The organism is Ruegeria sp. CJ2 (assembly GCF_056536745.1).
In genome coordinates this window covers 14,808-27,793 of record NZ_JBQFQF010000002.1, presented here as the reverse complement: position 1 = coordinate 27,793, position 12,986 = coordinate 14,808, and the positions used below count along the sequence as shown (strand labels likewise).

The window sequence follows — 12,986 nt, the reverse complement described above, 5'->3', positions numbered from 1 at the left end:
CTTGCCCTATAAGCGTTAACAAAACTACCAATTTGATATAACCTTGCAGTGTTGGTTCCAAATGACACTTGGGTTTTTGGTATGAGTCAGACGATTTACGAACGATATGGCGGCTTCAAAACGATCAGCCGGATCGTGATGACGTTCTATGAAATGGCCTTGGATTCCGACCAGATCGGGGACCATTTCGAAGATATCGACATGCCCCGGCTGATTGATCATCAAACCAAGTTTGTTTCTTCTCTTGTGGGCGGCCCGGCGTCTTTCAGTGACGATCGGATCGAGGCTGTTCACCGGCACCTGAATATTTCCCATGCAGATTTTGACGAAATGGCGGAATTGTTTGGCCAGGCATTGGAGATGCACGGTATGGAGGACGCTCATATCAAAATCGCGCTGAATGCCATTGAATCCAAGCGCGCAATCATCGTGACGCGCAACGCAGCATGAGCATTCTGGCGATAAATGAGCAATTGCTGCGTGCAATAGGCGTAGGCATTGCCGTTGTTCGGGCCTCGGACCTTGGGTTTGTATTCTATAATGGTCCCTTTTCCGAATGGTTCGGGGCGCCGTCCGAAGGTCAGACCTTGCTGGATATGTTCCCCGATCTAGACCCGCGCGAGTTGGATGATGTCAAACAATCGGGTCTGCGCTACTCGGTCGAAATGCAGATCAAACCAAAGCGCAGGACGTTGGTCTTTGCGATGGCCGTGTCGCTGGCAAATGGCTCGGAAGAGCAGTTGCTGGTTGTGGAATACCAAAACATTACGCGCATCCGCGAATTGGAGAGCATGATCGACAGCTACTCGACTATGGTCGAGCGCAACACGCGAGAGTTGGAGCGTGAAAAGGAGCGCGTCGAGCGGCTGTTGCTCAACCTGATGCCGCGCGCGGTCTATGAGGAGTTCAAGACATTCGGCGTCGTCACGCCGCAGCTTTATGATCAGGTTTCAGTGGTCATGCTGGATTTTGTCGGGTTTACGGATTTTGCAGCCAAAACAGATCCGACTGTGACCTTGAGCGAGTTGAACGACATTTTCACGGCCTTTGACCGGATTGTCGAACAGTTCGGATGCGAGCGGATCAAAACTATCGGTGACGCTTACCTTGCCGTGTCTGGGATGCCGGATGCGACCCCGGATCACGCGACCGCGGTTGCGCATTGCGCGGTCAGGTTTCTGCGTTACCTGGAACGGCGCAACGAAAGCCACCCGCATAAATGGCAGGCTCGTATCGGGCTTGGCATGGGGCCTGCGGTGGGTTCTGTCGTCGGGATTCAAAAATACGTCTATGACGTGTTCGGACCGGCGGTGAACATCGCCTCGCGGCTGCAAGTCTTTGCAAACCCGATGAATATTGTTGCGCCTGAAGACATGAAATACGCTTTGATTGACGAGTTTCAGGTCTCGGACCTAGGGCGTGTGGACATCAAGGGGATGGGTGAGATGGATCTGATCAATGTCACCTCTGGCCTCAGCTTGCCGCAGCCAAGGTCGGTGTTCTGATCAGTCGTCCTGCGGCACCAGACCCAAACCCCTGAGATAAATGCCAATACCCGACTCCAGCAAATCTTCGGGCGGGAATGGCGATGTGGCACCGGTGTTTCTTGCGTAAAGTTCCACGACACCGTGGCTCATGGCCCAGATATGGGCGCTGAACATGGATGCCGGAGGGCGTTTTTCCGGTGGTATGTGCTGCGACAGGTCCGCCGCGGCCTTTTCCAATACGCTTTTTGCGCGGTTGGCAGCCAATGAAAGCTCGGGCGTGCGGTTGATGGAAACGCCACTTTCGAACATCGCAATGTAGTGACCCGGATGCTTGCGCGCGAAGGCAAGATACGCGCGACCCGTTGCCTCGAACGCAGCAAGTGCCGATGGCTGCCCCTTGTCGTAGGCATACTGCATGAGGTCCGCGAACATTTCGAACCCCTGTCTTGCGGCTTCGGCGATCAGGTCTTCACGGCCCTGAAAGTGCCGATACACCGCCGCCGGTGTCACTCCGGCGGTTTTGGCCGCTTCGGACAAGGTAAAGCCTGTTGGACCTTTTTCCTCGATCAGGGATAAGGCCGCCTCGATCAGGGCTTGCTTGAGGTTGCCGTGGTGATACCCGCGTTTCGTCATCCCTAGGTCAGGTGCCTTTGCTGTCGTGAGTTGGCGAAGTTTGACATAACCCGAGTTGACGCCTTCGTCCAATATCTATGGCGTTGGAGACACGCGAAATTCATCACGCGTCCCAAATTTCGGGGCCGCCGCAGATTTTCGCGTCAATCTCACCTATGGCTTTCGTGTCTTTTTCCTCGTAATCCAAGGCATGTAGAACGGTTCGTATGGCGGCAAGGCGCGCGCGCTTTTTGTCATCCGATCTCACGATGGTCCACGGACAGTATTCAGAATGGCTGCGCGTCAGGGTTTCCGAGATCGACTGACTGTATTCATCCCACTTACCAAGCCCCTGAATATCTATCGGGCTGAGTTTCCACTGTTTCAACGGATCAGTCTCGCGGGACAAGAAGCGGTTGAGCTGCTCGGCCCGGCCAACATTTAGCCAGAACTTGAAAAGGTGAATCCCGTCATTCACCAAACCGGTTTCCAGTGGCAGGACCTGCCGAAAAAACCTTTCGCGTTCTTCCGGTGTGCAAAACCCGAATACGTTTTCAACGACACCGCGATTATACCAGCTTCGGTCGAAGAACACGATTTCCCCGGCTGCGGGCAAGTGTGGAATATATCGTTGGAAATACCATTGGCTGCGTTCTTGATCGGACGGTTTGCCAAGGGCGACGTTGCGGGCACCCCGAGGGTTAAGGTTTTCCCGAAAGCGTTTGATTGTGCCGCCTTTGCCTGCCGCGTCGCGCCCTTCAAAGATGATTGCGACCCGGCGTTCGGTGTCTTTCACCCAGGACTGCATCTTGACCAATTCGATCTGCAGCGCCTCCATCTGCTTTTCGTATTCCTTACGCTTCATTCGTTCGTCGTAGGGAAAGCTGGAATTCAGGATGTCATCCTTGTCCGCCTTCTCGATAGCGGATCGAACGTCCTTTGGGGCGTCTTTGCGGAAGTACTTTTCGATGGAACCTTTTTCGGACCGGGCCATGAATTACCTCTCGATAAAATCCAATTCCTACTATGGATTAGCCGAGGCTTTAACGCAAACCCGCCCGTTGAGCCGCCCTGTCAATGGCCTCGGCCACTTCGGGCGCGGCGACCACTTGCGGCATATGCCCGATACCCGGCAGTTCAATTAATTCGGCGCTTGGGATTTGTTCAATCAGGCGCTCGGAATGCCACCCCAGCCCGACTGTATCGTCCGCCGTTCCATGCACAATCTCGGTCGGAACGGTAATGTCCTTGTACCGTGGTTGCAGGGCGCGGATTTCTTCAAGAAGGTTTGCGCGCTGCTTGGCATTTGCATGCATCGACGCGCGGCGGATGGTCAGGCCGGGTCCGAAATGGTTGGCATAGCCATCCGGCGCGGACTGAGGGGCAAAGACCTGATCCAAAGTCTTTTCAACATACCAGTCCGGCACAAATGCGCTGATCAAAGGCAATGCCAGCGTGTTGCCTGCCGATGTTGACGCGAGCCTGTTGAAGCCATCCAGCGGCGTTTCCCAAGGGATCGCAGCCGGAGCGATCAAAACCAAACCCGCGATATTGTCCGGACGTGTAACAGCCCAGGCAAGCGAGACGGAACCGCCATAACTCTGGCCGGCAACAATCGGTTTGTCCGCACCAAGTAGTGCGGCGGCTTTCTGAAGGATTTCCGCTTGCTCTTCAATCGTTTCCCCGTCGGGGTTAAAGCTTGCGCTATAGCCAAGACCGGGGCGGTCGAAAACAATAACACGGAAGTTTTCGGCCAATATCGGCGCCAGAGCAAATGTCATGTCGCGGGTGTTCCCGCTGGACCCGTGGATCAGAACCACGTCCGGGCCTTCCCCCATCACGACCGCATGGATTGGGACGCCGTCCACATCGACAATCTGTCCTTCGGGCGGAAAAGACGCTTCGGCGCGCGCTTCGTTTTGCGACGCGCGCCACGCTGTCAGCAGTGTAAGGCCAGACAGGAACAGGCCAAGGGTTATGACAGTTTTAACGGCCAATTGCGTTCATATCGAATGGCGTCGTCTGATAGATTTCATTGATCCAGTTGCCATAGAGCAGGTGCCCATGGCTGCGCCACCGGTTCTGCGGAGAACGGCTGGGGTCGTCATCCGGATAGTAATTCATTGGTACGTTGATCGGAGTGCCATTCGCCACGTCGCGATCATATTCCTGCTTTAGTGTGTCACTGTCATATTCGAAGTGATTGAAGATATAGATCGCACGGTGCGAGGGGTCCTCGACAAGGCAGGGTCCAACTTCTTCGCTGCCCAACAAGGTCTTCAACCCTTCGGCTTTGTCGATCTCATCCTGTTTCATTTCAGTCCAGCGGCTGACAGGGATCACGCAATCGTCTGAAAAACCTCGAAGAAACGGCGAGGCCGAGTCCAGGTTGCGGTGCCGGAAACATCCAAACGCCTTTGCGTCCAGCATGTGTTTCTTGACACCGTGGAAGTGGTTGATCATCGCCATCCCGCCCCAGCACACACCAAAGGTGGAGTGTACGTTGGTTTGTGTCCAGTCGAACACCTCGCTGATTTCGTCCCAATAGGTCACATCCTCGAACTCCAGATGTTCGATTGGCGCGCCGGTGATGATCAGGCCGTCAAATTTCTGATCCTTGACCTCCTGAAACGGGCGATAGAACTCGGCCATATGCTCGGCTGCGGTGTTCTTGGTCCGATGCTCGGTCATGCGGATCAACGACAGGTCAATCTGCAACGGGGTCGCCCCGATCAGGCGGGCAAATTGGTTTTCTGTCTGGATTTTCTTGGGCATCAGGTTCAGCAACCCGATGCGCAAAGGGCGAATGTCCTGACGCATTGCCTGATCCTCGGCCATGACCATGACGCCCTCGTTGGTGAGAACGTCAAATGCGGGCAGGTCGGAGGGGATCTTGATTGGCATCAGGTGCTAGCCTTTGGAATTAAAGTGTAAGAGCGGTAATTAAGCGCGGTTCGGGCGGGTCTCAAGGGTGCGTTCGATCAACTCGTCGAAATCTGACGCATCTCTGACGGCGTGCATGTCTTTCGCCGCGATGGATACCCCCCAGTTGTCGGCCATCGCCTGATAGCGCGGCTGCCGATGTGCCAGGGCGCGTGCATAAGTCCATCGGACGAAAGCATCCGGGTCAACTTGCGCGGGCTGACACCCGTGTTCTTTTAGATAATCTTCCCAGACCCGGGTCAGGAACTCGGGCTGGTAAGACATCGGTTTGGGGGCTTTGTCAAAGCGGCGGATCAGTTCGGCTGTATGTTCCTCATCACCCTGCAGCCAGATCATGAGTGTCTGGCGCGACAACTCGGATAGAACCTGATCACGCGGATCGTCTGGATCAACCCATTCACAGATCGAACCACCTGTGTCGCAAATGAAGTGAGGGTACTGATACAGGCGTTCGGCGCGGTCGATGAAGTATTCCGTATCCAGAAGGGCGTGAATCTCGGCCATGCGAAACTGTTCCTGCCTGCGGCGATATTCGGACAGTTCCAGCCCGCCCAGCGCCGGATCACCGGGCTTGCCCAGATAGGCCGCAACCGGAGTCAGGTTTTCAAACGTAATGTTGGAACCGATATAGATGGAATCCGACAACAAAAGGTCACGCAGAAATGGCACTTTCATGGCCTCGGCCTTGGCATTGTCGGCGATGTACTCTCCCATGTATCGCGTCCCGATCCGGTAGTCGATCGAGTAGTGGAACCAGTCGCCCGAGTCGCGCAGAACATTGGACACGTAGGTCTTGCCAAGACCGGACATGCCGAAAAACAGCACTTTCTTTCGCGCGGCCTCGCGCCACTCTTTTGCCGAGCCGTAGATCATGGTCCGCTATCCCTTTTTGCGACCTTGCTAAATGGGGCAGGGGGCGGCGTCAATCAGGTGTGGATGCGCGGTTCAGCATCAGCAGCCCCAACGCGAGCACGGCGAACCCCGCATAGGCTTGGGGCTGCAAGGCTTCGTCCCGCAGGACCGCGCCTAAAACAATCGCCACGGGCGGGATTATGAGGGTTACCAGCATCAAGTTACCAGCGCCGGCCATGGCCAGAACGCGATAGTACAACAGATACGCTCCTGCCGTGGCGATCAGCGCGTAATATGCGATGGCCAGCCAGGTTGAGGTCGGTAAAGCAAGCGACGGAACACCTTCAGTTGCAAGAGTGATCGGCAGGATAACGAGGGTTGAGCTTGTAAGCATGCCCGCAGCCGCAACAATTGGTGGGAGGGCGGAGAGCTTCGCCCGGGCCCATGCACCCGCCAAAGCATACGAGACTGCGCCAGCGATGATGGCCAATTGAGCGGTACTTTGCAGATTGAAACTGGTGAAATTGCTGAGCCCGATGGCAATCGCCACGCCGGTAAAGCCCAACCCAACGCCCAGGGCACGCGCCCGGGTCAATTTTTCATCTTTGAAGAACATGGCCGCGATCAATACGCCAAAGATCGCGGTGGCCGCATTCAGGATCGAGGTTAGGCCCGTTTCGATGTGCAACTGCCCCCACGCCATCAAGGAAAACGGTATCGCGTTGTTCAGAAGCCCCATGACCAGAAACGCCCCCCAGACACGTGGGTCGGTTGGGACCTTTATGCCTTTGATCCACACGACGATCCAAAGGGCCACCATCGCCCAAAAAACGCGATGGAGGACCGAAGTCATGACGGGAATGGTATCCAGCGCAATCCGGATGGACACAAAGGAAGCACCCCAGATCAGCCCAAGCAACAAGAGCTCGGCCCAAGCCTGTGCAGATATGTGTTTTTGAGGCGCCATACCGCTGTTTTGCATTCAGCCGGAAAAAACGCGACCCTAAACATGCGAAAAGGCCCCGCCGAATGGCGAGGCCCCTGTTTGGATCGTCTGACGCTTGATTAGTTCAGAGCGTAAGTCAGCTGCAGACCAACACTCCAGGCCGAGTTGCCCGAGAACTGACCGTTTGTAGTGGTCGTCGCGTCACCAATGTCGGTGTAGCGGATACCGCCCGAAATCTGCGCCTGCTCGAATGAATAGGTGCCACCCAGACCGAGGCTCCAGAACCCGTCTGTCGGACCCAGGTTCGAAACCTCGGCGCCCGTCGAAGTTTCGTAACCAACGGAAACGGCACCCGAGAACGCTTCGGAGAACTGGTAGCCCACACCCAGCGTGTAGGTGAAGGTGTCGTCTTCGTAATCCACCAGGTTCACACCGGTGATCGCGACGTAGTTCGGCGGAGCCAGAACAGTTTGTGGCCAGTCAACCCAACGGATCGAACCGAAGACCAGAGTTTTAGGTGCGACACCCGTCTGGAAATCCAGGTTGATCGACTGCGGCGTTTCCACTTCGGTTTCGGACGGAACCGAAACCAAAGGCACTGGAACCGGCGGAGGTGCCAGGTTGAAAGTCTCGTTGCCGCTGAAGTTATGCGTGATCTTCGAGTTGTAGACCAGCGAAACACGCGCGGCGATTTCAGGGCGTTCCCACGCAACACCGACAAGATAGCCAAAGTCGACTTCGGCGCCGGGATCGAACGAATAACCAGCCGCGGCAGGGACCGCTACGCTTGCATCTGCGCGCTGGCCACGGATACCACCAATGGCGCTGAAGCCTCCATCGAACTTATAGCGCATCACTGCAGTAATCGCGTCCACGTCAGCCTCGGCGCGCAAGACGTCGTTGTTGCGTCCGCCAACAATAGCAAGCGGGTTTTGCGACAACGGATAGGCGCTAGGATAGCTGACATCCGCACCAAACGGCTCATCATAAATAACCGCAAAATCCAGACGGTCATTGAATGAATGCTTATACGCGAGGCCGGGCGAAAAGAAGCTGTTGGTCACGTTGCCCGACGGGACGCCGTTTTGCGTACCGCTCACGTCCGGGTCAGCGTAGCCAAGCCGCAACTGAACGACATTGCCTTCTTCGAATAGAATATTGACGCCCTGACCACTGCGGTCCAAACCGCCTGCATAAGCTCCAGTAGCACCAACGCACACAGCGCACGCCTGTAGAAGCGCTTTTTTCATCTAGTTCCTCCCTCAAAGGTCTCCTGATCGGTCAGCGCTAGTGCTTGAGTGGATACGGCTGACCACCTACATGATGCTCGTTATTCTCTGATGGTTCACCTTATCGTCAACAGGTGACGGAGCGTTACTTGATTGGAGGGTGGCCCGGAACTGTTGCCAATCTGTTACGGTTCTCGGCGTGAACATTCAAAAAGATACCAGAGAAGATCACCACAGCGCCCAATAGGGTCCATTGGTCCAGCGGCTCTTGATAGAGAATCATGCCGACGATTGCGATTGTAGGCAGCCGCGCAAAGTCAAAAGGCACCACGACAGTCGCCGGAGCGATCGCCAAAGCGTTGGTGATACAATAGTGGGCAAGCAACCCTGCCAGTCCGATCAAAAGCAGAAACGGAGCCGTCTGCGCCGACGGCAATGCGATCTGCCCGTCTATCGCCGATGCTGCGAACCCCAGTACGGCCTGAATGACGGTCAGCCAGAACATGATGCATCCAATACTGGCAAATTGGGTCAGCTTCTTCGTCGATATTGTGGTCAGGGCAAAGAACACCGCGGAAAGAGCCGCGGTAATCAGACCGGGGCTCAGCGGGACAGCTCCGGGGCGGGTGACGATCAGGATCCCAGCAAACCCGATAAGGGCAGACATAATCCTTACGGTTGTCAGCCTTTCGCCTAGAAGCAGTGGAGAAAGCAGAATGACCCAAATCGGTTGTGTGAACTCAAGCGCGAAAACCTGCGCCAAAGGGATAACTGTGACGGCATAGAACCACAGGTTTTGCCCCGCGAAATGCATGACGTTTCGCACACAGTGTAGGCCGAAGCGCTGGGTTGTGACGTGGTGCCACTTGCCTGACAAGGTGAGAATCAGGGAAACGACAACGATTCCGACCAGGCTTCGGTAAAACATGATTTCGAAAGTGTCATGGGTCACGCTCAGCTCACGGCCGGCAATAGCCATTGACGAGAACGAGGCAATAGCCCCCGTCATCCAGAGTGCCGCCTTACCGATCTGAGGTTTACTACTGTCCATTCACCAGCCTGAAGGAATCGTGGTTTCTGACATGAAACCTATGGGTTTCTGGGCGGAGTTAAACAAAAAAGCCGGGACAGAGCCCGGCTTTGTGTTTCATTCCCACTCGATCGTTCCGGGGGGTTTTGAGGTGATGTCATATGTGCACCGGTTGATCCCCTTGACCTCATTGATAATCCGCGTCGCGGTTTCACCTAGAAACTCGTGACTGAACGGATAGTAGTCGGCGGTCATGCCGTCCACCGACGTCACGGCCCGCAACGCACAGGCATAATCATACGTACGCCCGTCACCCATCACGCCAACGGTGCGCACGGGCAGGATGGCCACAAATGCTTGCCAGATCTCATCATAGAGGCCGTGCTTGCGAATCTGGTCGATATAGACGGCATCCGCTTCGCGCAGAATCTCCAGTTTTTCGCGGGTGATTTCGCCGGGGCAGCGGATCGCCAGACCGGGGCCGGGGAAGGGGTGACGACCGATGAAGCTGGCGGGCAGGCCCAGTTCGCGGCCCAAAGCGCGGACCTCGTCCTTGAACAGCTCACGCAGGGGTTCGACCAGTTTCAGGCCCATTTTCTCGGGCAGGCCACCGACATTATGGTGCGACTTGATCGTGACCGATGGGCCGCCGGAAAAAGACACCGATTCAATGACATCGGGGTACAAAGTGCCCTGCGCCAGGAACTCGGCCCCGTCGATGGTGTCGGCGTGTTTCTGGAACACGTCGATGAACAGCTTGCCGATGATCTTGCGCTTGGTTTCAGGGTCGGACTGGCCTTCGAGTTCACCCAAGAACAACTCACTCTCATCCGCGTGGATCAGTTGGATGTTGTAATTGTCGCGGAACATGCCGACGACTTCCTGCGCCTCGTTCTTGCGCAGCAGACCGTGGTCGACGAACACACAAGTCAGCTGATCGCCAATCGCCTCATGGATCAGGATCGCCGCAACCGAGCTGTCAACGCCGCCGGACAGACCGCAGATGACCTTTTTGTCGCCCACTTGCTCGCGGATTTTGCGGATCATCTCGTCACGATAGGCGCCCATGGTCCAATCGCCTTTGAACCCGGCCAGTTTGACGAAATTCTCGTACAGTTTCGCGCCTTTCGGGGTGTGGTGCACCTCGGGGTGGAACTGAACGGCATAGAAGTGACGGCTGGCATCGGCGGTAATCGCAAACGGCGCGTTGGGTGAGGTGCCGAACACCTCGAATCCCGGTGCGATTTCGCTGACATGGTCGCCGTGGCTCATCCAGACTTGCTCGTCCCCTTCGGCGAACCAGCCGTCAAGGATATCGAGGCGACTCTCGGGCGTGACGAAAGCACGTCCGAACTCGGCCGTACCATGGCCGCTTTCGACCTTGCCGCCCAGTTGGTGCATCATCACCTGCTGGCCATAACAAATGCCAAGGATCGGGACGCCATAGTCGAAAATCTCTTGCGGCGCGCGGGGTGATCCCTCGCGGGTCACGCTGTCCGGCCCACCCGAGAAAATCACGGCTTTTGGCGCCATCTTGCGCACAAAGTCCATCGTGACTTTCTGATAGGGGTGGATTTCGCAATAGACGTTCAGCTCACGCAGGCGTCGCGCGATAAGCTGCGTTACCTGGCTGCCGAAGTCGATGATCAGAAGGCGGTCATGGGTGTCCTGGGTCATGGTTGGCTATTAGGTCGCAAGCCTTGCATGTGCAAGCGCAATGACATCATTTGTGCAATTGTGCCTCAGGATACCGCGAAAAGGATCTTACATGTCAGAGATCACACTGCGAAAAGCCACTCTCGCTGATGTCGACAAAGTCACGAATTGTCTCGCCGCCGCATATGCGCCCGCGTTGCGCGATATTCCGGATCTGCCGGATGTAACAGGGGGTGTGGCCGATGACATCCGGTCCCATGACGCGGTTGTGGCCGAAATGAATGTTGAAATCGTGGGATATATCGTCTTTGGGCAAGTGGACGATGTACTGATGATATTCAATCTTGCTGTAGCACCTAGCGCTCAAGGCCGAGGGATCGCTGGACGATTGCTGGAGAAGGCCGAAAGCGTTGCGCGTGTCAGGGAAATACCGCGCCTCAGGCTAAGGACTCACCGTTTGATGCATGCAACGGTGTCCATGTACCAACATCTGGGCTGGGATGTGGAAAAACAAAACGAAAACAGAGTGATGATGGGGAAATCCATATCAAATTCACCCTGATCAGCCAACTGATACGCCCAACGGAAATGTCGCTTTTTCACCTATAGCGCCGTAATCTATATGCTTTGCCCCTGTCGGCTCCTGTAACAGAATTATCAAACCAACCAACACACGGGATCTTCACATGGCTGAGGCAAACACCCGGCGCAGGGCGAGAGGTGGCGGTGGCGCCGCCCGCCGCGCCGAGCGCACCGCGGTACGTATCGAAACTGCAAAGTACATCGAACGCAACATTCCGAACTTCGAAGTTCTGAATGAAGAAGCGTTGCAGATCATCGAAACCAACGCCGAAACCATTCTGGCCGAGGTCGGTGTCAACTTTGTCGACAACCCCGCTGCTTTGGAGCGTTGGAAAGAAGCCGGTGCCGATGTGGATGGCGAACGTGTCCGCATCCCTCGTGGTCTGGCGCGCGAGTTGATCAAGACTGCCCCCAGCGAATTCACTCAGCACGCCCGCAACCCCGAGAAATCGGTGGTCATCGGTGGCCGCAACCTGGTTCTGGCTCCGGTCTATGGCCCGCCTTTCGTGCGTGATGCGCAGGGTGGCCGTCGCTATGCGACCATGGACGATTTCAACAAGTTCGTGAAACTGGCCTATATGTCCAAGTGGCTGCACCACTCGGGCGGGACGGTCTGCGAACCCACGGACATTCCGGTGAACAAGCGTCACCTGGACATGCTGATGGCGCATATGACCCTGTCGGACAAGCCGTTCATGGGCTCGGTTACCGATCCCAGCCGCGCGCAGGATTCGATCGAGATGTGCGAGATCCTGTTCGGCAAAGAGTTCGTTCAGGAAAACACGGTCATGACCTCGCTGACCAACATCAACTCGCCGATGACCTTCGACGACGTGATGATGGGCTCGTTGGAAGTCTACGCGGCGAATAACCAGGCCTGCATCATCTCGCCCTTCATCGTGGGTGGCGCGATGGCTCCGGTCTCGGTTGCGGGCACGCTGACGCAGGTTCTGGCCGAAGTGATGGCTGGTGTTGCTTATAGCCAGATCATCCGTCCGGGTGCGCCTGCGATCTTTGGTGCATTCGTTTCGTCCATCGACATGAACTCGGGCGCGCCGACCTTTGGGACACCCGAGGCGTCAATGGTCACCTACGGCGCGGGCCAGTTGGCGCGTCGTCTGGGTTTGCCGTTCCGTTCGGCCGGGTCGTTCTGCGGCTCGAAACTGCCTGACGCGCAGGCCGCGTATGAGACCGCAAACTCGTTGAACATGGGTCTGATGGCCGGTGTGAACTTCATGCTGCATTCCTGTGGCTGGCTGGAAGGCGGTTTGGTTGCCGACTTTGAAAAGTTCGTCATGGATGCCGACCAGTTGGGCGTTCTCCACGGTCTGGCCAAAGGAGTTGCCTATGACGACAACGCACAGGCGATGGATGCGATCCGCGAGGTTGGTCCGGGTGGGCACTATCTGGGCTGCGCGCATACACAGGCCAACTTCAAAGAGGCGTTTTGGAAGTCCGACCTGCTGGATTATAAGCCGTTCGAAACCTGGGAAGACGAGGGTGGTCGCGACACGCGTCAACTGGCGACGTCGCGGGTCGAGCATCTGCTGGCTAATTACCAACAACCGCAACTCGACCCGGGCGTTCATGCTGCTCTGAACGAGTACATCGAAAAGAAAAAGGCATCCATGCCGGACGCCTTTAGCTAA

At 56.2% G+C, this 12,986-nt stretch carries 13 protein-coding genes; 4 read left to right on the top strand and 9 right to left on the bottom strand.

The window, feature by feature from the left end; all coding sequences use genetic code 11:
• Positions 1 to 81 precede the first annotated feature (81 nt).
• Positions 82 to 450, top strand: coding sequence for a group I truncated hemoglobin (locus ACR0MS_RS02530; RefSeq protein WP_480569666.1), 369 nt, complete (start codon positions 82 to 84; stop codon positions 448 to 450).
• Positions 447 to 1,505, top strand: a complete 1,059-nt coding sequence (locus ACR0MS_RS02525; protein WP_480569669.1) for an adenylate/guanylate cyclase domain-containing protein — start codon at positions 447 to 449, stop codon at positions 1,503 to 1,505. The genes ACR0MS_RS02530 and ACR0MS_RS02525 overlap by 4 nt, the downstream gene beginning before the upstream one ends.
• On the opposite strand, the gene ACR0MS_RS02520 is transcribed toward ACR0MS_RS02525, so the two are convergent.
• From ACR0MS_RS02520 to guaA, 9 genes are all read right to left on the bottom strand, one after another.
• Positions 1,506 to 2,120, bottom strand: a complete 615-nt coding sequence (locus ACR0MS_RS02520) for a TetR/AcrR family transcriptional regulator (RefSeq protein WP_170384099.1) — start codon at positions 2,118 to 2,120, stop codon at positions 1,506 to 1,508. It lies immediately after the preceding gene.
• Between the two features lie 103 nt (positions 2,121 to 2,223).
• On the bottom strand, positions 2,224 to 3,093 hold the full coding sequence (gene ppk2, locus ACR0MS_RS02515) for a polyphosphate kinase 2 (RefSeq protein ID WP_480569672.1): 870 nt from the start codon (positions 3,091 to 3,093) through the stop codon (positions 2,224 to 2,226).
• 49 nt (positions 3,094 to 3,142) lie between these two features.
• Entirely contained in the window at positions 3,143 to 4,096 is a 954-nt protein-coding gene (locus tag ACR0MS_RS02510; protein ID WP_480569675.1) for an alpha/beta fold hydrolase, read from the bottom strand.
• Positions 4,086 to 5,003, bottom strand: coding sequence for a homoserine O-acetyltransferase MetA (metA, locus tag ACR0MS_RS02505; protein WP_480569678.1), 918 nt, complete (start codon positions 5,001 to 5,003; stop codon positions 4,086 to 4,088). Before metA ends, ACR0MS_RS02510 begins: the two co-directional genes overlap by 11 nt.
• Before the next feature lie 39 nt (positions 5,004 to 5,042).
• Positions 5,043 to 5,915: an ATPase gene (locus ACR0MS_RS02500; protein ID WP_480569681.1), complete on the bottom strand. Its 873-nt coding sequence runs from the start codon at positions 5,913 to 5,915 to the stop codon at positions 5,043 to 5,045.
• A gap of 49 nt (positions 5,916 to 5,964) precedes the next feature.
• Positions 5,965 to 6,861, bottom strand: coding sequence for a DMT family transporter (locus ACR0MS_RS02495; protein WP_480569684.1), 897 nt, complete (start codon positions 6,859 to 6,861; stop codon positions 5,965 to 5,967).
• 98 nt (positions 6,862 to 6,959) lie between these two features.
• Complete coding sequence (locus ACR0MS_RS02490) at positions 6,960 to 8,090, bottom strand: OmpP1/FadL family transporter (protein ID WP_480569687.1); 1,131 nt, start codon at positions 8,088 to 8,090, stop codon at positions 6,960 to 6,962.
• Positions 8,091 to 8,214: 124 nt separating this feature from the next.
• Complete coding sequence (locus ACR0MS_RS02485) at positions 8,215 to 9,120, bottom strand: DMT family transporter (protein WP_480569690.1); 906 nt, start codon at positions 9,118 to 9,120, stop codon at positions 8,215 to 8,217.
• 96 nt (positions 9,121 to 9,216) lie between these two features.
• Complete coding sequence (guaA, locus tag ACR0MS_RS02480) at positions 9,217 to 10,776, bottom strand: glutamine-hydrolyzing GMP synthase (protein ID WP_480569693.1); 1,560 nt, start codon at positions 10,774 to 10,776, stop codon at positions 9,217 to 9,219.
• A 91-nt stretch (positions 10,777 to 10,867) separates the two neighbouring features.
• Between guaA and ACR0MS_RS02475 the strand changes: the two genes are divergently transcribed.
• A complete protein-coding gene (locus ACR0MS_RS02475) occupies positions 10,868 to 11,317 on the top strand; it encodes a GNAT family N-acetyltransferase (RefSeq protein WP_480569696.1) in 450 nt (149 codons plus the stop codon).
• A 124-nt stretch (positions 11,318 to 11,441) separates the two neighbouring features.
• Positions 11,442 to 12,986 (top strand): trimethylamine methyltransferase family protein, encoded by a 1,545-nt coding sequence (locus ACR0MS_RS02470; protein WP_480569699.1) that lies wholly within the window; start codon positions 11,442 to 11,444, stop codon positions 12,984 to 12,986.